26 protein-coding genes are annotated in these 21,404 nt (G+C 55.0%); 12 read left to right on the forward strand and 14 right to left on the reverse strand.

Going from position 1 to position 21,404, the window contains the following annotated elements; all coding sequences use genetic code 11:
* Window positions 1–95: 95 nt before the first annotated feature.
* From AAC060_RS01550 to AAC060_RS01560, 3 genes are all read right to left on the reverse strand, one after another.
* Window positions 96–1,505 carry a phosphomannomutase/phosphoglucomutase gene (locus tag AAC060_RS01550; RefSeq protein WP_339822127.1) on the reverse strand — a complete coding sequence of 470 codons (1,410 nt, stop codon included), beginning with the start codon at window positions 1,503–1,505 and terminating at the stop codon, window positions 96–98.
* Window positions 1,506–1,592: 87 nt separating this feature from the next.
* Complete coding sequence (locus AAC060_RS01555) at window positions 1,593–2,027, reverse strand: J domain-containing protein (RefSeq protein WP_339822128.1); 435 nt, start codon at window positions 2,025–2,027, stop codon at window positions 1,593–1,595.
* A 3-nt stretch (window positions 2,028–2,030) separates the two neighbouring features.
* Window positions 2,031–2,855: a division plane positioning ATPase MipZ gene (locus AAC060_RS01560; RefSeq protein ID WP_339822131.1), complete on the reverse strand. Its 825-nt coding sequence runs from the start codon at window positions 2,853–2,855 to the stop codon at window positions 2,031–2,033.
* A 101-nt stretch (window positions 2,856–2,956) separates the two neighbouring features.
* On the opposite strand from AAC060_RS01560, the gene panC reads away from it, so the two are divergent.
* Both panC and AAC060_RS01570 read left to right on the forward strand, forming a co-directional pair.
* A complete protein-coding gene (panC, locus tag AAC060_RS01565) occupies window positions 2,957–3,796 on the forward strand; it encodes a pantoate--beta-alanine ligase (protein ID WP_339822132.1) in 840 nt (279 codons plus the stop codon).
* A gap of 173 nt (window positions 3,797–3,969) precedes the next feature.
* Window positions 3,970–4,266, forward strand: a complete 297-nt coding sequence (locus tag AAC060_RS01570) for an SEL1-like repeat protein (RefSeq protein ID WP_339822135.1) — start codon at window positions 3,970–3,972, stop codon at window positions 4,264–4,266.
* 1 nt (window position 4,267) lies between these two features.
* Here the strand turns inward: AAC060_RS01570 and AAC060_RS01575 are convergent, their stop codons facing one another.
* From AAC060_RS01575 to AAC060_RS01595, 5 genes are read right to left on the reverse strand one after another with little or no spacing between them, the layout of a single operon-like run.
* The gene (locus AAC060_RS01575) at window positions 4,268–5,422 is read right to left on the reverse strand and encodes a GNAT family N-acetyltransferase (protein WP_339822137.1); all 1,155 of its coding nucleotides are present in this window, start codon (window positions 5,420–5,422) and stop codon (window positions 4,268–4,270) included.
* Between the two features lie 5 nt (window positions 5,423–5,427).
* Window positions 5,428–6,186 carry a glycerophosphodiester phosphodiesterase family protein gene (locus tag AAC060_RS01580; protein ID WP_339822140.1) on the reverse strand — a complete coding sequence of 253 codons (759 nt, stop codon included), beginning with the start codon at window positions 6,184–6,186 and terminating at the stop codon, window positions 5,428–5,430.
* Window positions 6,183–6,650 carry a RidA family protein gene (locus AAC060_RS01585; protein ID WP_339822143.1) on the reverse strand — a complete coding sequence of 156 codons (468 nt, stop codon included), beginning with the start codon at window positions 6,648–6,650 and terminating at the stop codon, window positions 6,183–6,185. Before AAC060_RS01585 ends, AAC060_RS01580 begins: the two co-directional genes overlap by 4 nt.
* Before the next feature lie 12 nt (window positions 6,651–6,662).
* On the reverse strand, window positions 6,663–7,340 hold the full coding sequence (locus AAC060_RS01590; protein WP_339822145.1) for an HAD family hydrolase: 678 nt from the start codon (window positions 7,338–7,340) through the stop codon (window positions 6,663–6,665).
* Window positions 7,333–7,623 carry a DUF3572 domain-containing protein gene (locus tag AAC060_RS01595; protein WP_339822148.1) on the reverse strand — a complete coding sequence of 97 codons (291 nt, stop codon included), beginning with the start codon at window positions 7,621–7,623 and terminating at the stop codon, window positions 7,333–7,335. Before AAC060_RS01595 ends, AAC060_RS01590 begins: the two co-directional genes overlap by 8 nt.
* 52 nt (window positions 7,624–7,675) lie before the next feature.
* Here AAC060_RS01595 and AAC060_RS01600 point away from each other — a divergent pair, with 52 nt between their 5' ends.
* Window positions 7,676–8,044, forward strand: coding sequence for a response regulator (locus tag AAC060_RS01600; RefSeq protein WP_339822151.1), 369 nt, complete (start codon window positions 7,676–7,678; stop codon window positions 8,042–8,044).
* A gap of 18 nt (window positions 8,045–8,062) precedes the next feature.
* On the opposite strand, the gene rpmG is transcribed toward AAC060_RS01600, so the two are convergent.
* A complete protein-coding gene (gene rpmG / locus AAC060_RS01605) occupies window positions 8,063–8,230 on the reverse strand; it encodes a 50S ribosomal protein L33 (protein WP_066741431.1) in 168 nt (55 codons plus the stop codon).
* A gap of 197 nt (window positions 8,231–8,427) precedes the next feature.
* Between rpmG and AAC060_RS01610 the strand changes: the two genes are divergently transcribed.
* The 4 genes from AAC060_RS01610 to AAC060_RS01625 all read left to right on the forward strand — a co-directional run bounded on the left by AAC060_RS01610 (window position 8,428) and on the right by AAC060_RS01625 (window position 13,633).
* Window positions 8,428–8,763, forward strand: coding sequence for a hypothetical protein (locus AAC060_RS01610; RefSeq protein WP_339822154.1), 336 nt, complete (start codon window positions 8,428–8,430; stop codon window positions 8,761–8,763).
* A 12-nt stretch (window positions 8,764–8,775) separates the two neighbouring features.
* Window positions 8,776–9,342, forward strand: coding sequence for a TMEM165/GDT1 family protein (locus AAC060_RS01615; protein WP_339822155.1), 567 nt, complete (start codon window positions 8,776–8,778; stop codon window positions 9,340–9,342).
* A gap of 133 nt (window positions 9,343–9,475) precedes the next feature.
* Window positions 9,476–9,940: a DNA starvation/stationary phase protection protein gene (locus AAC060_RS01620; protein ID WP_339822158.1), complete on the forward strand. Its 465-nt coding sequence runs from the start codon at window positions 9,476–9,478 to the stop codon at window positions 9,938–9,940.
* A 294-nt stretch (window positions 9,941–10,234) separates the two neighbouring features.
* Window positions 10,235–13,633, forward strand: coding sequence for an autotransporter domain-containing protein (locus tag AAC060_RS01625; RefSeq protein WP_339822160.1), 3,399 nt, complete (start codon window positions 10,235–10,237; stop codon window positions 13,631–13,633).
* Between the two features lie 161 nt (window positions 13,634–13,794).
* Here AAC060_RS01625 and AAC060_RS01630 read toward each other — a convergent pair whose 3' ends face one another.
* Both AAC060_RS01630 and AAC060_RS01635 read right to left on the reverse strand, forming a co-directional pair.
* Window positions 13,795–14,466, reverse strand: a complete 672-nt coding sequence (locus AAC060_RS01630; protein ID WP_339822163.1) for a cold-shock protein — start codon at window positions 14,464–14,466, stop codon at window positions 13,795–13,797.
* A 188-nt stretch (window positions 14,467–14,654) separates the two neighbouring features.
* Entirely contained in the window at window positions 14,655–15,017 is a 363-nt protein-coding gene (locus tag AAC060_RS01635) for a DUF4870 domain-containing protein (RefSeq protein WP_339822166.1), read from the reverse strand.
* Between the two features lie 235 nt (window positions 15,018–15,252).
* Here AAC060_RS01635 and AAC060_RS01640 point away from each other — a divergent pair, with 235 nt between their 5' ends.
* The 5 genes from AAC060_RS01640 to rpoN all read left to right on the forward strand — a co-directional run bounded on the left by AAC060_RS01640 (window position 15,253) and on the right by rpoN (window position 19,632).
* Window positions 15,253–15,870: a ribonuclease H-like domain-containing protein gene (locus AAC060_RS01640; protein WP_339822169.1), complete on the forward strand. Its 618-nt coding sequence runs from the start codon at window positions 15,253–15,255 to the stop codon at window positions 15,868–15,870.
* A gap of 59 nt (window positions 15,871–15,929) precedes the next feature.
* Window positions 15,930–16,574 carry an LPS export ABC transporter periplasmic protein LptC gene (gene lptC, locus AAC060_RS01645; protein ID WP_339822172.1) on the forward strand — a complete coding sequence of 215 codons (645 nt, stop codon included), beginning with the start codon at window positions 15,930–15,932 and terminating at the stop codon, window positions 16,572–16,574.
* On the forward strand, window positions 16,575–17,120 hold the full coding sequence (locus AAC060_RS01650; RefSeq protein WP_339822175.1) for an LptA/OstA family protein: 546 nt from the start codon (window positions 16,575–16,577) through the stop codon (window positions 17,118–17,120).
* 233 nt (window positions 17,121–17,353) lie between these two features.
* Window positions 17,354–18,115 carry an LPS export ABC transporter ATP-binding protein gene (lptB, locus tag AAC060_RS01655; RefSeq protein ID WP_339823762.1) on the forward strand — a complete coding sequence of 254 codons (762 nt, stop codon included), beginning with the start codon at window positions 17,354–17,356 and terminating at the stop codon, window positions 18,113–18,115.
* Window positions 18,116–18,117: 2 nt separating this feature from the next.
* A complete protein-coding gene (gene rpoN / locus AAC060_RS01660) occupies window positions 18,118–19,632 on the forward strand; it encodes an RNA polymerase factor sigma-54 (protein ID WP_339822177.1) in 1,515 nt (504 codons plus the stop codon).
* Here the strand turns inward: rpoN and AAC060_RS01665 are convergent.
* The 3 genes from AAC060_RS01665 to AAC060_RS01675 are packed head-to-tail and all read right to left on the reverse strand — an operon-like array spanning window position 19,629 to window position 21,321.
* Window positions 19,629–20,147: a GNAT family N-acetyltransferase gene (locus AAC060_RS01665; protein ID WP_339822180.1), complete on the reverse strand. Its 519-nt coding sequence runs from the start codon at window positions 20,145–20,147 to the stop codon at window positions 19,629–19,631. The genes rpoN and AAC060_RS01665 overlap by 4 nt on opposite strands.
* Window positions 20,144–20,353 carry a DUF5818 domain-containing protein gene (locus AAC060_RS01670; protein ID WP_339822182.1) on the reverse strand — a complete coding sequence of 70 codons (210 nt, stop codon included), beginning with the start codon at window positions 20,351–20,353 and terminating at the stop codon, window positions 20,144–20,146. Before AAC060_RS01670 ends, AAC060_RS01665 begins: the two co-directional genes overlap by 4 nt.
* Window positions 20,350–21,321: an oxidoreductase gene (locus AAC060_RS01675; protein WP_339822185.1), complete on the reverse strand. Its 972-nt coding sequence runs from the start codon at window positions 21,319–21,321 to the stop codon at window positions 20,350–20,352. The genes AAC060_RS01670 and AAC060_RS01675 overlap by 4 nt, the downstream gene beginning before the upstream one ends.
* Between the last annotated feature and the right edge of the window lie 83 nt (window positions 21,322–21,404).

A 21,404-nucleotide genomic window follows, 5' to 3' on the forward strand; every position in this document is an offset into this window, starting at 1 on the left:
CTGCTCGGCAATTTTCGTGATCTCTGCGGTTGGTCCGGGAACCAATGGCGCAATCTTCGTCTGATAGCTGCCAGATGGTTTACACCGTGCCGGATTTAATGCCCAGCCTGCTCGCCGCGCTCCAGTCCGGATAATGCCAACTGTTCGTCAATCTGTGCCATCAGCCGGTCGAGCCCGTCATGCGACTTGGCTTCGGCCCGCGCGACCAGCACATCCTGGGTGTTGCTGGCGCGGAGCAGCCACCAGCCATCTTCGGTATTGACCCGCGCACCGTCGGTGTCATTGACTTCCGCGCCGCTGGCCGAAAGCCGCGCCAATACTTCGTCGATCACCGCGAACTTGCGGCTTTCGTCGACCTGAAAGCGCATTTCCGGCGTGTTGATCATCGCGACCATATCGCTGCGCAGCTGGGTTACCGACTTGCCGATATTGGTCGCCGCCTGAATCAGGCGGATCGCGGCATAAGGCGCGTCATCAAAGCCATAATAATCATGTTTGAAAAACACATGGCCGCTCATTTCGCCGGCGAGTGGCGAGCCGGTTTCCTTCATCTTCGATTTGATCAGACTATGGCCGGTTTTCCACATCAGCGGTTCGCCGCCCAGTTCCGCAATCCGGTCGTACAGCGCCTGTGACGCCTTGACGTCTGCGATGATCGTCGCGCCGGGCTCGCTTTTCAGCACATCCTCGGCATAGATTTGCAGCAACTGGTCGCCCCAGATGACCCGGCCCTGACCATCAATCGCGCCGATCCGGTCGCCGTCACCGTCAAAGGCCACGCCGAAATCGAGACCTTTCTCTGCGACCAATGCTTTCAGATCCTCAAGGTTCTTTTCCTCGGTCGGATCGGGATGATGATTGGGGAAGGATCCGTCGACATCGGTGTAGAGAAGATGGTGCTTGCCGGCGCCGCGCTCGGTCAGCAGCTTGGTGAGTTTCTCTATTACCGGTCCCGCCGCGCCGTTACCGCAATCCCAGCCGACCTTGAACGCCTTGCCGGTGAAATTCTTCAGCAGGCGCTCGACATATTCATCTTCGATGTCGATCCGTTCGAATGTCCCGCTGCCCTGATCCCAGTCGCCCTCGGATGCCATGGTGCCAAGTCCCAATATGTCGGCACCGAAAAAGGGGCGGCCCTGAAACACCATCTTGAAGCCGTTATAATTGGCCGGATTGTGGCTACCGGTAATCATTATGCCGCCCTGGACCGTTTTCAGGACGGATTCGGCATAATAAAGCATCGGAGTGGGGCCCATTCCGACAGAAATAGCATTGATTCCGGCGTCATTGAGACCGCGGACCAGCGCGTCTTCGAGCATCGGAGAACTGGTCCGGCCATCAAATCCGGTTGCCACCGCACTACCGCCGTCCCGGGCGATCAGCGTCCCGAAGCCGCGGCCAATCGCATAAGCATCGTCCGCGCCCAGCGTCTCGCCGATGATCCCGCGGATATCATATTCGCGCAGCGAACTGGAGTGGAAATCATGCGAGGAAGGTGAAGTCATGATGGAAGTCCCGGATTGTTGGATTTTCCGGTTTGTAAGCGGCAAATGCTTAAAAATCCAGCATTACCGTCGATAGGAACCGCAGGTCTACTGCCGGTTAGATGCTTCCAAATCTTCCAATAACAGGTCCCGCGCCCGGTTGATCATCTTTGCCAACTGCTCGTCTCCACCGTTGTCGGGATGATGTTCCGCCAACCGTTCCTTCCAGGCTGCATTGATCTCGATAAAGCCGGCGCCATCGCTGACTCCCAGTAAGGATCGCGCCCGGTCGAGTTCGAAATTGCGCGGTTTGCGCTTTGGCTCAGCCCGATCGCGGGCCGGTATCAAGATCCGCCAGCCGCTCAGAAAAGCCGCGCCGGCAATCATCGCCCCGCCCATGATCCACCCGCCGCCGCGCAGGAAATTCGCGCCCACCAGCGCCATTACCAAGGCCAGCCACTGGTTGGGAGTCATGGTCTTTGCCTTACCCGACAACACCAGCCAGGCGAGAATGGCGCCGCCGAATATGAGCAATGGCACCATTGGTCAGGCCACCAGCTTGGGTTTGCCGAGAACGGGCTTATTCTCTTCCGGCTGCCTTAGGGCGGCCGGCGGCAGCGCGAGATGCTTGATCAGTTCCCGCAGTTCCTGACGCGCAGCCAAATGGCTGGTGGCCAGGCGGCCGAGATGCTTCTTGTCGAGCATCGTCAGGCCCGAAGGGAAAAGTTCGCGGTAGATGACCCGTTCGCTGAGACCGGGAATGATGCGGAATCCGACGCGCTGCGACAATTCGGCAAGCGCTGCCACGATCCGTTTCATATTATGTGCTTCGACATATTGGGTCCGGTTTCTCAGCAGCACCCAGTCGATCGTTTTGCCGTCGGCCTTGGCCCGTTCTTTGCGAGCCTCCCAGATCAGTTCCGCGTAGAAACTCAATTTGCGTACCTTGTAGGTTTCCGGATCAACCTGTCCGATCAGATCGAAATCGACAAAACTGTCATTGATTGGCGTGACCAGTGTATTCGCGCGGGTTGCTACATAGCGGGCAAATTTGTCGTCGCGGCCCGGCGTATCATAAAGCAGAAAATCGACGCCGTGCGACATCCGTTCGATCAGCTGTTCGAGCCGGGGCACACTGTCCTCTTCGAAGACTTCAAAAAAAGGCTGCGGAATATCAATATTCAGCCGCTTCATCGTCGCGTCGCGATTTTCCAGATACCGATAGGTGGTGCGTTGACGCGGATCGAGATCGATGATCCCGACCTTGTGACCCTGATGGGCAAGCGCAACCGCGACATGAACCGCAGTGGTGGACTTGCCGGTCCCGCCCTTTTCATTGGCGAAGACGATATGATGCGCATTATTGGTCACGTTTTCAGTTAAATCCCTGTTCTTGGCCCTTGCGGAGGGCGGTTCACCGTCGCATAGCCTACCAGAGCTTTACAGAAAAATCTAAACGCAAAGAGTGATGCATGCAAATTGTTCGACAGCTGAATCCGCTGCGCAATGCTTTGGCGGAGTTTCGCACAGCGGGCCTTAAAATCGGGCTGGTCCCGACCATGGGTGCGCTGCACGCGGGGCATATGCGACTGGTGGAAGTGGCAAAAGAACGATGCGACGCGGTGGTCGCCTCGATCTTCGTCAATCCGACCCAGTTTGGCGAGGGCGAGGATCTGGACGCCTACCCGCGTCAGGAGGCCGCTGATGCCGCGCTGCTAAAGGCCGCAGGTGTCGAATTGCTATGGGCACCGACAGCGGACCAGGTCTATCCATCGGGCTATGCCACCAATGTCAGCGTCAGCGGGATCAGCGACGGGCTTTGCGGCGCGGCACGACCGGGCCATTTTGACGGCGTCGCCACGGTTGTTGCAAAACTGTTTAACCAGACCCGTCCCGATGCTGCCTTTTTCGGAGAGAAAGACTATCAGCAGCTTGCGGTCATCCGGCGGATGGCGCGCGATCTTGACTTCACCCATGAGATTGTCGGTGTGCCGACCGTTCGCGACCCCGATGGTCTGGCCCTGTCGTCGCGCAATGCCTATCTGACGGCAGAGGAAAGAGGAAAGGCCGTAGCGCTCCCTCAAGCGATGCAGGAGGCCGCGATAGCGATAGCATCGGGCAAGCCGGTGGCAGCAACATTGGCGGATGCAAAGGCTCGATTGCTGGGGTCGGGATTTCACCAAGTCGACTATTTTGAGCTGCGTGATGCCGATACGCTTGCGTTACTGCACGATTTTACAAAATCGGCCCGTCTTCTTGCCGCCGGCCATATCGGCCGCACCCGCCTGATCGACAATATCCCCGTTTCCTAAGGCTACACTGTTGTTATGTTAACCATCCAATAGTGTAAAATTGGTTGATTTCTCGCCATTTTTGCGGGACCGAATCGATTTTCTGCAATTCGCGTTAACCATTTCTTTAGGAAAATCCGGTGAAAGTCGTCCTGTCGCCAGTAATTGCGGCAACAAGAACAGGGACTGACAATATGGGCAATAGCATGAAAAGCGCCGCCTTTCTTATAGAAAGCCGCCTCTCCGAGGCAGCACAAGGCAGCAGCAATGCATATTTTGATCTGGGTATGATCTATTCTAGCGGATCCGAGGGCATCGATGTTGATTTGATCGAAGCGCATAAATGGTTCAATCTGGCCGCTTTATCGGGCCATGATGAAAGCAAGATCTGCCGGGCAGAAATTTCGCTGGAAATGACGGCTCGTGAAATTGCCGAAGCCCAGCGGGAAGCACGCAGCTGGTTGCAGGATAATACACGCCGCGTAGCTTAGATTAAGACGATTTTTTAAACGGCCCCATATCGGCCAGAAATTCAATATCGGCAGCAACCGCCTGCCGCTCGCGTTCCAGATAGTCGGCAATCGCCGACCGAAATCCCGGATCGACGATATAATGGGCTGACCAGGTCGGCACAGGCTGATAGCCACGCGCCAGTTTATGGCTCCCTTGCGCTCCTGCTTCGACTGTCTTCAATCCTCGCGCTATGGCCGCATCAATCGCCTGATAATAGCAAATCTCGAAATGCAGAAACGGGATATCGCGCGTGCAACCCCAATAGCGCCCGTAGAGCGTCTCTTCGCCGATGACGTTGAGCGCGCCAGCCACCGGAATACCGTCCTGCATTGCAAATATCAGCAACAGCTTGCTTGCCATTTTCTGGTGCAGCAGATCAAAGGCGCTGCGTGTCAGATAGGGCTGTCCCCATTTGCGCATCCCGGTATCCTGATAAAACTGCCAGAAATGGTCCCAATGTTCCGGCTGTATATCATCGCCCGACAAGTGGACGATTTCCACTTCTTCTTGGGCTTTTGCCCGTTCCCGGCGGATCGCCTTGCGTTTCCGCGAAGACAGGGCAGCGAGGAAATCATCAAAGCTCTCATAGCCGTCGTTGCGCCAGTGGAACTGGCTGTCGGTGCGGATCATCCAGCCCGCTTCGCGAAAATAGTCGAGCTGATCCTCGCTGACAAAGGTCGCATGCACCGACGAAATCCCGTTATTTTCCGCGAGTTGTTCCGCTGCTTTCAATAGCGGCAAAGCCAGTGTTTTGTCGCGCAACAGCAAACGGGGTCCGGGCACCGGCGAGAAGGGCGAGGCTATCTGGATTTTAGGATAATATTGGCCGCCCGCATGTTCAAACGCTTGCGCCCATTGTTGGTCGAAAATATATTCGCCCTGGCTGTGCGATTTGAGATAGCTGGGCAGGCACGCAGCGATTTGGCCGGCATCATCTTCGATGATGATCGGCAGGGACTTCCAGCCGGTACCCGGACCGACGCTCCCGGATAACTCCATCGCGGAAAGAAAAGCGTGGGAGACAAAAGGATTGGCCGAGCCAGCACAGGCATCCCATTGTTCCGGCGGCAGGCTGGCGATATCATCGGCAACGCGGGCGTGAATTTCAACAGGACCAGTGGAGGAATCAGCCATCGCGATCAGCTCTGTGGCATCTCGTAAACCGGTTCGTCGGCATATACTGACGCGATTTCTTCCTGTTCGGCAGAGCGTACCGTCCAGGTCACGATTGGCAGACCGCGCGCGCGTTGCGCAGCGGCGAAGCGGGAAGGCAGGTCGCGGATATCATAAGCCAGAAAATCGGGCTTCGCTGTCCAAAGATTGCGGTGGCGTGCAATTCTGCCGCGCCAGTTCTTGCTGTCCTCTTCCGTCACTACCAACCCGCGAACGATATGGTCGGCATTTTTGCGAAACCATGCGCCGACCAGCGGATTAAAAGACATGATAGCCGCTCTGCCGCCATAGCCTTCGAGAGCGCGGCGTACCGAAAGACACAGCGGACCAACCCGCATGTTGCGTGACTTGATTTCGATCAGAATTGGTACCTGGCCCGCCACTTGCGCCAGCGTTTCGCGCAAACGCGGAATCTTGCCATGCCCGTTTTTCAGCTGGATCTGGTCAATATCGTCGGCGCGCAATTTGCCGATTGAACCGGTTTGGTCCGTCAGCCGGTCCAGTTCATAGTCATGAAAGACAAAGGCGCGGCCGTCTTCTGCTGCCTGAACGTCACATTCGATTCCATGACCCAACTTGATCGCGGCCGCAAAGGCGGCGGGGCTGTTTTCCAGCACGCCATTGCCGTGCAATCCCCGATGGGCATATGGTTGGCCCTTCAGGAACGCTACACGGCCAGGCGCCGGAGCGGGCGCGAGTGCATCGTCTAGCAGGCCCCCGATCACTCGGGTTTCAGGGCAATAATGGCGTCGACCTCGACCGCTACGCCGAGCGGCAAAGACGACACGCCGACGGCGCTGCGGGAATGCTGTCCTGCGGCACCGAAAATCACTTCCATCATGTCGGAGCAGCCATTGGCGACCTTGGGATGGTCGGTATAATCCGCGGTGCTGTTGACGAAAACGCCGAGTTTGACGATCCGGTCAACCCGGTCGAGCGATCCGGTCGCTTTCTTGATCTGCGCCGCAATCATCAATGCACAGGCCTTGGCGGCCTGTTGCCCTTCTTCCAGAGACATATTTTCACCAAGCCGTCCGGTGATCAATTGGCCGTCGGCCATCGAGACCTGTCCGCTGATATAGAGCAGGCCGTTCACTTCCACAGCGGGAACATAAGAGGCTACGGGGGCAGCGGGCGTCGGCAGCTTGATACCTTTGGCTGTCAGGGCGCTTTCAATATTGTCGGTCATAAGGCAAATCTCTCATGCATGGTTGGCGGGGTCAAGCTCTTGCGAGGACAGATCGATCGCCGGAGCCGGTTGGGCATTGTCAAATTTTCCGGATATCCAGGACAGGGCTTCGCCCCAGACATCAATACGGGCGCTGGCAGCAGGGTTGGTCGTGATATGCTTTGCCAAGATCGGCTCGCCGACCAATTGTAATCGCCATACATAGGGTGCATGTTTGGCGACGCTGCCATGCTGATGACCCAGATCATCGACAAATACGGTGACGCTGGGTTCAAATTCCGCGATTATGCCGGTCAGCAGCTCTCCCTTGCCCCCCTGATTGGTATAGACGGGAAAATCGATACCGACGGCCTTGAGCTGTTCCGCCCGCGCTTCGCGGCGATCATCCAGCAGATTGGTCAATATCACGACGTCAGCAACTTCGCTCAGCTTGTTGATCGATTCTACCGCGCCTTCGATCGCGCCCTGGCGGTGCATTTCGGTGTCGAAAAATTCCTTTAGCATCGGCCAGATCTGCTCCGGCAGAACCTGAGTGCCATCATGTTTGTGACGCAGTGCTTTTGCGAAATCGCTGCCATTTTCAAGATCGAAATGGATATGCTTGTCGCTGTCCAGCCATTGCTGGAAGGGTACTACCATATGGAGCAGTACTTCGTCGCAATCGCTGATCAGAAGCGGCCTATTACTCATAAAAATCTCCGGTGGCGTTTAGATAATTTGCTGCAGCGGCCAGTTTGGCGGGGGGCACGCCAATGGCTTCCGCGCATGCAATTAGATCGGGTTCGTGATTGGCGAGAAAACCGAGCAAGGACGCGAGCATTGTCGGGTCTTCAAGACCTGACCGCAGTTCGCGAGGGTCTAGACCGGTCAGGGCCAGTAAGCGTTCGGCGCGATCCTGATCCTGCAACACCCAGCCGAGTGCCTGCAAAGCGATGATGTCGGCGTCGGGTCCGAGATTGGGATTTGTTTCCATTGCCGCTTTCGCCTAATGGGTCGGCAGCAAGTTTGAAAGGGCAAAACCGGTCGTGGCAAAAAGAGTATTGGTGGTTGAGGACAATGAATTGAACCTCAAACTATTTTGCGACTTGCTGCGGGCCCATGGTTTTGTGGTCGAGCCGGTCAGCGATGGCCGGGAAGTGCTCGAAAAGGCGCGCAGCTTTGTCCCGAATCTGATCGTGATGGATATCCAGTTACCTCACATCAGCGGTCTGGAGCTGATCGAGCAGATCAAGAAAGACGGTCAGCTCAAGATCATACCGATCATGGCCGTGACCGCTTATGCCGGCAAGGGTGATGAAGACCGGATATTGAGTGCCGGAGCAGAGGCTTATGTCTCAAAGCCGATATCGGTCGCGAAATTCATCGAATCGGTACAGCACGTTCTGCACCGCTAAAGTCAGGCCAAAGCCGGCTTATTTGATTTTGGCTTCTTTAAATTCGACATGCTTGCGCACAACCGGATCATATTTGCGCTGCACCATTTTTTCGGTGAGATTCCGCGGGTTTTTGCGGGTTACATAGAAAAAGCCGGTATCCGCCGTGCTGACGAGTTTGATCTTTACATTGGCTGGTTTCGCCATGGTGCATTCCTTAAGGCAGAAGCTGAAATAAAAACAGCGACGCTATCTGGCGCCGCATTCGTTCCCCGCGCTAATGGTGAAAAGACCGATCAATGTCAAGAAAAAGCCTGCACTATGATCCCGCCGGGCAACTTTACCTTGTTCACCGGTTCTTAACCATGTTTTGCAATGATATCATTGAAACAGGGGTAGTTGCGATGAACCATGATCAGAATCTATTCGTGCAGGCAGAAATGCAGGCTTTGCTCGACGATCTGCCAGTAGAATTGGTTGCCAGGCACCCGGTGCAGTTTCTGATGCATCTGGACCATGTCCGGCAAAAGGCCACACAGCACCACCTGTCCGCGCTCCATGCCCTTAGTTGCGCCTTCGAAACCGCCTTGCAGCCCGCCATTCAAAATGGTGGAGCGACTACGGTAGCGCGCTTCTATCTTGAAGCGATGCGCGCGACTCTGGATTGCGAAGAGATTAGCCCGGCCATGACCGAAGCGCTAATGGCCAATGTAGCGCTTCGCCTCGGCGGCCAGCCTTAACCGTATAATATAGTGGATGCGTTTCTAACTTCTCTTTTTACCATGGCACTCGCTGAATTTGGCGACCGCCCGCAGATTCTTTGTGCGGCTCTGGCGATGAGATACGGGCGCATCTCTCCGATCATTTGGGGACTGGGCCTCGCGACCCTGTGCAATTGCGCGATTTCGGCGATAGCGGGATCTGCTGTCAACCAGTGGATAAGCGAAGAACCTTTGCAGCTTTTTTATGCCCTTTCCCTGATATTTGCCGGAGTCGGCATGGTGGTATGGCGCCGCCCGACCGATTTGCTGGAAGGCTGGAGCCTCGGGCCTTTCTGGACATCTTTCCTCGGACTGTTCATTCTGCAATTCGGCGACAAGGGCCAATTCATTCTGGCGGCCACAGCCGCGCGAACCGATATGGGGATATTTGCCGCTGCCGGAGGATGGGTTGGTGTGATGATCGCCTGTGTGCCCGCCATTTTATTGCGACGGCGGATGGCTGATGAAATCCCCATGCGGGCGGTTCGGTTTTTCGGTGCCGTCAGCTTTCTGTTGATCGGCAGTATGTTGGCACTCAGCGCATGGGGCATTCTCTAGTTCAATCACGGGAATCCTTAACAGCGCCAATCTGATCGATATTGTCGATCTGTGACAACCAGTTTTCCCGTTGGGAATAACCTCTTCGCACCTGTATTTCTCCTGATATGGAAAAATGAAAAGGAGCAAGATTATGACCACCGGAGACAATGCAAAAAAAGCCGTAGCGGAAGCACTTAATGGGGTTCTGGCCGATAGTTTCGCACTCTATCTCAAGACCAAGAATTTCCACTGGCATGTATCGGGTCCCCATTTCCGTGATTATCATCTGATGTTCGATGATCATGCGGCGCAAATTCTTGCCACCACTGACCTGATCGCCGAACGGGTTCGGAAGAATGGCCATCGCACGCTTACTTCCATCGGCGATATCGCCAGACGGCAGAGCGTGTCCGACAATGACGATGCGAAAGTTGCAGCGGCGGATATGCTGGAGGAATTGCGTTCGGACAATCTGAAGCTCGTGGCAAAACTGCGGGAGACGAAAGAACTGGCCGCAGATGCTGGCGACAATGCGACCGACGGCCTGTTGGACGACTGGACAGACCAGGCGGAAGAACGCGCCTGGTTCTTGCTGGAGATTGCACAGAAAGATTAAGCAATCTCAGCTGGATTGGGTAGAATTCGCCAGCCCACTCGCATTGCCGCCGTCTGGGTGCATAAGTAAACAGACGGCGGATATTTTTGGCGGAAATTGGCCAAAGCCTGTTGCCCAATCATCACATCCATAACAAAATTTTAACTTTGTCGTTTAAAGGAAATCCCAGAAATCTCCCATTTACCCGGCCATCATTAATCCAGTGAACTATTAACACTTTGATTTGGATAGGAAAATAAAGCAAGGCCGCAGCCGGGGTCTATTCTAACAGAATATTACAGGGGGCTTTCTTTCATGATCAAGCATTTCGGACATTCCACGCGAGCGATACTTCTGCGTACCGCAGCTGCCGGAGCAATTGCTACACTCGTTCTGGCAACACCAGCACAGGCGATTGTGCCAAATGACAATTTCACACCGGATGATATTGTTGACAATGATGGCGGTGTGAACGGTGTTGGCATGTTTTTCCGCAATGATGGTTTTGTCTGCACTGGTACCTTGATCAACCCGCGGACCGTGTTGTTCGCTGCGCACTGCGTGAACGATCGTCCTGAAAGTGATTATGAAACCAACGGCACGATTTCATCTGCCTTCTCTTTCGACGTAAATGCGCTTCCCGGTTTTGTTGACTGGATTAACAATGGGTTCGCATCCAACCCCGATCTGTTTGTCTATAATATCAGTCAGATTGCCTATAATCCCGATTCTGTAGCACGGGCCGAAAGCTTTGGTTTTCTCGAAGGTGATATTGCCTTGGCAACGCTGTCCGATCCGGCAGCCAATATCCCGACATGGGCCCTGTTATTCTCTCCGCTCCCCGACCCTGGCGCAATCGATGATACGGATGGCACCGGTTATCATGTTAACATCACAGGCTACGGCCGCACCGGTAGCGGCACGGCGGGTGATAATGTGGGCATCGACTGGCGACGGAAAGCCGCCGAGAATATGCTCGGCGCGCTGACCTCGTTTGATGACCGCAACACGTTTCTTTTCGGTGATCCCTTTGGTGATCTGCCGCAGGTTCTTTATCGTATCGACTTCGACGATCCGAACCAAGCCGATCCATTTGACTTCAATCTCTACAAAGATGAAGCCCGTGTCGGCGAAGGTACGACGGCTGGCGGCGATTCCGGCGGTCCGTTGATCCTCGATGCGGCGAATAACAGCCTCTCGACCGAAGATCTCCAGATTGGTGTCCTGTCCGGCGGTTCGCGCTTCTTTGGCCCGCAGGTTTTCAGTTCCTATGGCACCGAAAGCTTTTACCAGCCGCTGTTCCTGTTCGCTGACTATATCGCAGCGAATAACCCCTATCGCTATGTAAGTGCGAAGGCCGGTGACGGCGCTTGGGAAGATGCAACCCACTGGCAGACGGATCTCGATCCGGCCTATCGCATCATCGATGCCAGCGGCAATGTGGTAAACGGGTTTCCCGATGCGCAGACTGATGGAATCACGCAGTCAACGCCGCAGTTTGGTGAAGTCTGTTTTGATGAAGCCGGCGATAATCCTGGCGATGCTTGTTTCGATTTCGCGACTGGAACGGATACACCTCCATCGCGTCCAGCACCTACGCCCGCGGCAACATCAGCGATAGGCGTTGCGGCAGTTCCGGATGTGCAAGATTCAGCAGATATCGCGGTCGATGGTGAAGCCATGATCGTTGAAAATGTGGCAATTAGCGGTGCCACGCCGGTTGGTGATCTTGTCGCAGAAGCCAATGGCGGACCGGAAGGCGCTGAAGAAGTGGCGCAGGCCGCAGGCGATCCATTCCCGGCAGCGACACTGGATAATGGTCTTGTCGGCGCAACGGATTTTGTCCCCGATAACATAGATGCCGATGTCGCAGGCGGGGTCAAGGCTCGTTATTTTGAAGTCACATTGGATCAGGCAGGCGCAACAAGTCTGAACAGCGACGTGACAATCGATCGACTGAATGTTGGCGGTGCCGCTGGATTGATGATCAATTCCGGATCGAGCCTGTCGGCTCAGATTGATGTCAACCAGACTGCAGGCCGGATTGCTGTTGACGGTACATTGAACAGTGTCGGGGACTATTCCCTGTTCGCAGGATTGCTGTCGGGTTCCGGAACGCTGAACGTACCATTCCTGACCAGTATTGCCGGTGGAATCGCTCCCGGCACGGTTGGAACAATTGGAACATTGACGGTAAATGGCAATGTCATCCTGTCTTCGGGTTCCACATTGATGGTTGATATAGGCGCTTCGGGAGACTCCGATCTGTTAGCTGTTAACGGCGTCGCCGATATTGGCGGTAACGTTGTGTTTTCGCCCGTTGGCGGTTTTGAAACAACCGAAAGTACCTATCGCATTCTTACCGCAACCGGCGGCGTGACGGATCAGTTTGATAGTGCATCCCAAATTTCCGCGGTTTTGACTTCTGAATTTTTGTATAGTGCAAATGCAGTGGACATGACGATCAGCGTTCAAAGCTATCAAACGGCTGTTAACGGAAACAATCCGCTCCAAGTCAGCTATGCAGCATTAATGGATCGCAATCGCGGGAACGCCGCGGTTTCTGGACTGTTCGACTTTCTTGACTTTGCAGATGCAGGAACCGTTCAGGCCACATTCGACAGCTGGGCTCCAACGACAGAGGCTGGTGTCCAGAACATGGCCCGCGGTTCTTTGACCAATATCGGCCGGTTCTATGACAGTCGTATGAGCTTTGCCAACCGTTCCACAAATGGTGGTACGATCGCGGTGAGTGGTAAACCGCTGCAATTGGCTTCAGCCTCTTTTAGTGGCGCCAATATTCCAGGTTCTCCGGCATTCATGAGTGATGCGGCTATAAATGCAGCTGACAGCGTGGTGACTTCCGGTGGTGTCAATGAGGATTTGGCAGTTTATCTGTCCGGAGGCTTCGTCGACGGCGATACGCAGACTATGCCGGTGGGCAACGCATCGGCGTCAGATGATGAATTTGACGGCTTCTTCATCTCTGGCGGCGTCGAATATTATCTCGGTGAAAACAGCATGATCGGGGTGTCGGCATATTATTCGGACCTCGATGCCGGAGTGGCTTTGGGGCAACAAGCAGAGAGCCGCACCATCATGGGATCTGTCTACGGCCAGTCGCGCTTGGGTGGGGACTATGTTCTGGATGCCCGGTTGAGTATTGGTACGTTCAACGCGCAAACTTTGCGCAACGTCGCTGTGGGTGCGCAGACTTTCGCTTTGACCACCGATGATGACAGTCTGATCTATGCGTCTGAAATTGGTCTTTCGAAAGAACTCGATATTCTCGATACGATTATAGCGCCGGGAATTGGTGCACGATCCGCCCACATCAATTTCGACACTATTTCCGAAGCTGGTGGCGGACCCGCTCTGACGATTGTCCGGCCTGATTATAACAGTATTCAGGGACTGGCTGGCGTCGAGTTCAAGAGCAAGCCCGGCAAGAAATTGCAGGCGCGTGTTTCGATGAACTATGTTCATGAGTTCCTGAACGATAACCCAAGCACGTTCGGCGCAAATTTCGTTGGTGGTACCGGGGCTCTGGCAGGCTTCGCTCTGGCACCGGTTGACCGGAACTGGGGTGAGCTGGGTGTTGGCCTTCGTTACAACGCGGGTAGTGCGTCGTTCGACCTGATGGTTGATACCTCGGTCGGTCGCAGCGATGTAGAAAGTCAGGTCTATTCAGCGGCGGTTACCTTCCACTTCTGATAGTTGAAAAGGCCAGAAAAGCCCGTCGGACAGGTCCGGCGGGCTTTTCTGTGTCCGTTTACAGACCTGTCTCGAAAGGGATTCAAGCTGGCAGGGAGGCAAAAAAAAGGCGGGCCAAAAAGCCCGCCTAATTCATGATGTAGTGGATATACTCTGATCAGCTATTTTGCGACCAGGTTCACCGCTGCGGTCTTGCCGCGCTGATCCACTTCCAGTTCAAATTCCAGCTTATCGCCTTCTTCCAGTCCGCGCATACCGGCGCGTTCTACGGCTGAAATATGGACGAATGCATCCGGTTGTCCGTCATCACGCTGAATGAATCCGAAACCTTTGCTGCCGTTAAAGAATTTGACGGTGCCAGTGGCTTTCTCTCCGGTAAGTTCTCTGCGAGGGGCTCCGCCGCCACCGCGTTCTTCACGCGGAGGGGCGCTATCGGTAACTTCGATAAGATCGCCTTCGATCTGAATGTCCGAAGCCGAAACCTTGCCGCCACGATCAACCAGCGAAAAGCGCAATGTCTGACCTTCTGCAAGGCCTTTCAGGCCCGCGCGTTCGACCTGACTGATATGAACAAAAACATCTTCGCCGCCGCCATCTTGCACGATGAAGCCAAAACCTTTTTGCGCATTGAAAAATTTTACGGTCCCGGTGCTTTCGCCGACTACCTGATCCGGCATGCCGCCGCCCCGTCTGCCGCCGCCCGAATCACTGTCTGGCCGCGTATATCTTTCTACGGGCGGACCGTTATCACCTTGATATCCATCGAAGTTTTCGTCACCGAAGCCGTCGCGCTTGTCCCGGCCTCTACCTCGCCGGTTTCTGTCAAAACCCATTCTTAAATCGCCACTTTCAATTCGCCCTATCTAATAATCCCAATGTCACAGCGGACGATTTCCGGAACATTGCTTCGCGCGAATCTAATTGCCGCGCGGCTCAACTATATAGAAAAAAGGAGTAATAAGCGAATGAAATCGGCGTTTGCGTGGCAGCTTGGCCGAATCTGACATTCTGACGGCTCCGATCAGAACAGCCAAGTTTTCGGATCGGCGATGGATTCCTGTTTCTGGGCTTTCAACAATGCAATCACGGAACGGACCAATATCCATATGAAAAGTGCGAGAAGAATAGGAATCCCGATCAAAACGAAAGAGAGAATAATGCCAATAATACCAATCACCAGTCCGATGACAAATGTCCTGATATGAAATTGCAAATGGCTTTCTTCCCATGTCCCGGCGACCTCATCCTTCCAGATCAACGCAAGTATAAAGCCGATAATTCCGGTTATCCCGATAACGAATCCGCCAATATAGAGGAGAGAGATTATGGTCGATTTGTTGAAATCGAAGCCGGGAGCGACTGTTTCTGGCATTTTCTCTGTCATATCGGCAAACTCCTGTTTGGGCGCTTTAGTGTCAGACGCGATTTGATGGTCAAACTAAACTTGCTGTTTGAACCCGCCTGCGGCACATAGCATATCCAAGGATACGGGACTGTCAATTTCCCCAGCTGGCGTTCTGATCATGATCCAGAACCAAATGTTAAAATGGTTGTTGTGCCAGCGTCACGGTTGAGAAAATGGATATGTTCCAGCAATAAAAACAGACAGGTAAAATATAATGGCAGTTTTTTTTCATGAAGAAGATCTTCCCGCTGACGTTCTGAGCGATGGACCGGTCGCGGTGGATACCGAAACCATGGGACTCCAGACGCCCCGTGACCGCCTGTGCCTGCTTCAGATATCAGATGGTGGCGGTGATGAGCATCTCGTACGTTTCGGTCCCGATAGTGACTATGCAGCGCCCAATCTCCGCGCGATCCTGTCCGATCCCGATCGATTGAAACTTTATCATTTTGCCCGTTTTGATCTTGCGGCCATTGAGCATTATATGGGCGTGACGGCGGCTCCCGTATTCTGCACGAAAATCGCTTCCCGTCTCATCCGCACCTATACGGATCGCCACGGACTGAAGGAACTCGTCCGTGAACTGCTTGGCCAGGACATTTCGAAGCAGCAGCAATCCAGTGATTGGGGGAACCCCGAACTGAGCGAGGCCCAGCGGGAATATGCCGCATCAGATGTCCGCTTTTTGCACAGATTGATGGACGAACTCGTAATCCGGCTCGAACGGGAGGGTAGAACTGCGCTCGCTCAGGCTTGCTTTGAATTTTTGCCTGACCGCGCACGGCTGGATCTGGCGGGTTGGGCGGAAACCGATATTTTTGCTCATGCTTAAATGGTTGGATCTTTCGCTCAACCATCGTAAATTCTGATTTTTGGGATTGTAGTTCATCTATGTCGACCGCCGCCAATCCAGTCCGGACGAAACGTCAGGAATTCGCTGCTCCGAATGGCAAGCATGACCGGAACGTAAAATGGTTGCGTTTCATATTGCCTGTCGGGGTTGGCGCACTGGGGTCGATGCTGGCGCTGGCGCCCTTCACCATGTCTGGCGAACTGAGTTTTGTTCTCGACAAGAATAGTGTGGACGTAGCCAAGGAACGGATGAGGGTCACTGAAGCGCTCTATCGGGGTGAGGATAGTGAAGGACGTCCATTTTCGCTGAAAGCGGGCTCTGCCGTCCAGAAAAGTTCCAGCGAAGCCGTCGTTGAGTTGCAGGATCTCTCGGCTCGCATTTTGTTGCAAGACGGCCCGGCCCAGATACGGGCAAACGAGGGTAGCTATGATATGGATCAGGAAAATGTATTGGTGCCTGGGCCAGTGCAGGTTGAATCAGCGAGCGGTTACCGACTTTCGACCAACAATGTGACGGTTGATCTCAAGCAACGCACATTGAAAAGTGGCGGCGCGGTTGAAGGCCGGACCAATATCGGTACATTTCGCGCCGATCGGCTGGAAGCAGATTTGACTGAGCGCACTGTAAGCTTGGACGGCAATGCGAGTTTGCGGATCGAACAAAATGGATTAAGAAGGCCTTAGATGAAATTGAAACTTTTCCTTTCCCTTGCTGGTACGGCTTTTGTAGCTTCGGGACTATTGCTGCTCGCAGGCCCTGCTCCGGCACAGGTTTTCGGGAGCCACAACAGCAACGCGCCGGTGAACTTCGATGCCGGTCGTATCGAGGTCCAGGATCGTGCTGATCGTGTCGTGCTTTCAGGTGCTGTTCGGGTCGAGCAAGCTGGCCTGGTGCTCAACGCGGCGCGGATGACGGTGGCCTACCGGAACGCCGGCGGGATAGAGATTGACCGGATCGATGCGTCCGGCGGCGTCACCGTCCGCAAAGCCGGAGACACCGCGTCGGGAAATGTCGCCATATATGATCTCAATCGACGTTTAATCACTTTATTGGGTAATGTTACGCTTACCCAAGGTACAAATCGTCTGTCCGGTGGGCGCGTCATCATCGACCTCGCATCCGGGAAATCGACTATAGACGGGCGTTCGACGGGGGGATCTTCTGTTGGTACGCAAGATTCCGGCGGGCGGGTATCGGGTACGTTCACCGTTCCACAGCGTAAAGACTGAGATCACCAGCAATGAATGTAAAATGTCAGTCCCGATCGGGCATCAGAAGAATCATGCTTATTCCGACCCCGGCCTTGCTTGATTTTTTGTAGCGAAAAGGCCATTTTCAATCAACCATGCACAAAGCTTGCCAATTTGGACCAGATTGGGGCATGCTGTTAGGCAGCGAATAAAACTGCCCGTGCAAATGAGGACGAATAATGACCGACACAGCCGCTAGTGACATTCCGGCAATGGCCGACCCGGGGGCCGCTATGGCTAGTGATGCCATGGAGCACGGCCTCGCTGTGGTTTCGATCGCCAAGAGTTACGACAAGCGCTCGGTCCTGTCTGATGTATCACTGTCTGTCGGACGGGGCGAAGTAGTAGGGCTCCTTGGTCCCAATGGTGCAGGAAAAACGACCTGCTTCTATTCGGTGATGGGTCTGGTTCGACCGGATGCGGGACGGATCATGCTCGATGGCGAGGACATCACTCCACTCCCCATGTATCGCCGCGCGATTCTCGGAATCGGCTATCTTCCTCAGGAAACGTCTATCTTCAGAGGGATGACGGTTGAACAGAATATCATGGCGGTTCTGGAAATGGTGGAGACTGATTCCCAAATCAGGCATGAAACGCTTGACCGTCTGCTGGATGAATTTGGTTTGACCAAGCTGCGGAGTTCGCCAGCAATGGCACTGTCCGGGGGCGAACGGCGGCGATGCGAGATTGCCCGTGCGCTTGCCGCGAGTCCATCGATCGTTCTTCTGGATGAGCCTTTTGCCGGTATCGACCCGCTTTCAATCGCGGATATCCGCGATCTGGTGTGTCAGCTGCGCGAGCGCGGCATCGGTGTGCTGATCACCGACCATAATGTTCGCGAAACGCTCGATATCGTTGATCGGGCTTGCATCATTTATGACGGTCAGGTGTTGTTCGCCGGCAGCCCGGAAGATTTGGTTGCGGATGCCAATGTACGACGGCTCTATCTGGGTGAAGGCTTCGCCCTCTAGACATGGCACTCGCGCCTCGTCTTGATTTGCGGCAGAGTCAGTCGCTGGTAATGACGCCGCAATTACAGCAGGCGATCAAGCTGCTGACCTTGTCCAATCTCGAGTTGGAAACCTTTATTTCCGACGAGATCGAAAAAAATCCGTTGTTGGACACCGGCGAGATTTCGACGGAGAGCGGTGAAGCGAACGATAGAGATGTTGAACCTAGCGAGGCGGCAGCGCAGGGTAGCGATGAAATATTGACCTCCGGTCCGGCAGAATCGGAATCCACTCTCGACATGCAGGGTGACACGGACAGTTTCTCCAATAATAGCCTGTCGGAAAGTGATGGGACGCTCGACGGCCAGCTGGGGTTGAATGGATCGGGTTCCAGCTCCAGTTCGACTGCTAGCGGAGATGCGCCCGACTTCGAGAATATGTTGGTCGCCGAAATTACCCTGACCGACCATCTGATGGATCAGGCAGGAGCCGTTCTTTCGGGCATGGAACTGTTCGTCGCGCAGCATATCATCGACCAGATCGACGAGTGCGGATATTTGCAAGCCGACTTGCTCGAACTGTCCCAGCGTCTGAATGTCAGGCTCGTCGACGTTGAACGCATATTGGCTATTGTCCAGACGCTTGACCCTGTAGGTGTCGGCGCGAGGGATTTGGCAGAATGTCTGGCGCTGCAAGCCAAAGATGCAGATCGCTATGATCCTGCCATGGAGCGCCTGATCGAGAATCTGGACCTGCTGGCCAAAGGCGCATTGCCGCAGCTCAAGCGGATATGCAGTGTCGACGATGAAGACCTGATGGATATGATCGGCGAATTGCGCAATTATGATCCAAAACCGGGTTGCAAGATTGGCGGTGGCGCGGTGCAGGCGGTTGTGCCCGATGTCTTTATCGCCGAACGTGCGAACCGCTGGATTATCGAAATCAACAGCGCCACTTTGCCGAAGGTATTGGTAAACCGTAGCTATTATTCCGAACTGAAAGACGGCGCGCAGGACAAGGAATCCAAGGACTGGCTGAACGAATGCCTTGCGGACGCGAACTGGCTGGTCAAGGCGCTTGATCAAAGACAGCGCACGATTGTCAAGGTCGCAACGGAAATCGTCAAGCAGCAGGAGGAGTTTTTCCGCAAAGGTGTGGCGCATCTCCGGCCTTTGACGCTCAAGAATGTTGCCGAGCAAATCGAGATGCACGAGTCGACGGTGAGCCGGGTGACATCGAACAAATATCTTTCTTGCTCGCGCGGGACGTTCGAGCTCAAATATTTCTTCACCAGCGGCATCCAGTCGTCGACCGGTGGTGAGGCGGCATCGGCAGAAGCGGTCAAGAGTCATATCAAATCCCTGATCGACAACGAGGACCCCAAAAAGATCCTGTCCGATGACAAGTTGGTCACGCTGCTGAAAGACAAGGGCTTCGACATTGCCCGGCGCACAGTTGCCAAATATCGCGAAGCGCTCGGCATGGGCAGCTCGGTCCAGCGTCGCCGGCAGAAGGCGCTCGAGGGCAAGGCCGCCTAGATAGGCTTGCGCAGCACCGCAAATTCCAGCTCCGCAGATTTCGGCCGGCCGAAGCGCGGGTCACCGTGGGGGAACGGGCGCTGTTCGCCGGTCCGCACATAGCCACGGCGTTCATAATAAGCGATCAGGTCATCGCGCTGGCGGATGACGGTCATTTCGATTGCTCTCGCCTGCCACTGTTCCCGGACAAATTGCTCCGACGCCGCTAGTAGTTCCCTGCCCAGACCAGCCGCCTGCAAAGCGGGATCGACGGTCAGCAGCCCCAGATAGGCCAGCCCGTCACCGACATGGGAAAGCTGGACGCATCCGGCGATTGCATCTCCATCCTTCGCGAGCAGGATGACCTGCTTGTCCGCCGCGATAATCTCGCGCAGTGCCTTGGCATCAGTCCGCTGTCCATCGAGCAGGTCCGCTTCGTGGGTCCATCCGCGCTTGGCGCTTTCCCCGCGATAGGCACTTTCGACCAGCGCGTGGAGCGCGGTGATATCATCGATTTTTGCGCGGTCGAAATTCATGCCAGTCTGATCCCTTCGGTTTCGAGAATTGCGCTATCGATGATCCGGCCGGTTACCACTACCCATTTCTCGACTTCGTCGATCGGCGTGCGCAACAGTTCGAGCCGATAGCGCTCGCCATCGTCACATTGCAGAAAGAAGCCGGTCGCATCACGTTGCAGCAAACCGGCATATTCTATGGTTTCGTAGTCTTCCGTCACCATCATGCAGCGGCGAGCAAGGTCTCGCTGATCTCCCAGAGTCGCTCGGCGTCTTCATCCACCGTGATATGCGGCGCGCAATGCTGATAGGGCAGGCTATCCTCGCCCATCAGCTGCGCAACATCGCCATCCTCGCAATAGACGCCCGGCATGTCATTGAGCAGCGGCGAAGTGGCGGCCCACAGGCTGGTGGTGCAACCCTGTGCCGGCGTCTTAAAAATTTCTGCGACCATCGGTGGTACAGTGCCGTCCTTGTTCAGCCAGCCCAGTTCCACTTGTTCCTCGATGGGCAAATGGCGCTGCAGCGGTGTAAAAATCCCGCCCGGATGGACCGAGAAAGCGCGGCCTCCAAAGCCTTGCATCCGGCGGCTCAGCGCATTGGCAAACAGGGCATTGGCGCTCTTCGCCTGGGCATAAGCGACCCATTTCTGATATTCGTTTTTCTCGAACTGGATATCATCCCACGATATGCCGTTGCGCCGGTGGGCGACCGAGGAGAGCGCGACCACGCGAGGCGCGACGGCTTTCTCCAGCGAGGGCATCAGCGCCTTGGTCAGCGCGAAATGGCCCATATGGTTGACGCCGAACTGGCTTTCCCAGCCGGGCCCGACACGCTCGAGCGGGCAAGCCATAATGCCGGCATTGTTGATCAGCAGGTCCAGCGCATCGACATCGTCAGCAACCGAGGCAGCAAAATCACGCACCGAAACGAGATCGGCGAGATCCATTTTCGCCGAAGAGACATTGCCGTCCACGGTCGCCAGATTCTCTTTTGCTTTTGCCGGATCGCGCACCGGCACGATCACTGTGGCGCCAGCGCCCGCGAGAGCCCGGGTGGTTTCCAGACCAATGCCGGAATAGCCGCCGGTGACGATCGCGGTCTTGCCGGTCAGATCGATGCCGGCGAGTATCTCGTGCGGCTCGCTTTTGGCGTGAAATCCCGAGCCGAGCGGTTTCTGGTCTGCTGCTGCCATTTGTTATTTCCTGTCTTGCTACCGTTCGTCCTGAGCTTGTCGACCCGAAGGGCGAGCAAAGCTCAACGACATCTATCGTCCGA

This window comes from uncultured Parasphingorhabdus sp. (genome assembly GCF_963975555.1).
Classification (GTDB): domain Bacteria; phylum Pseudomonadota; class Alphaproteobacteria; order Sphingomonadales; family Sphingomonadaceae; genus Parasphingorhabdus.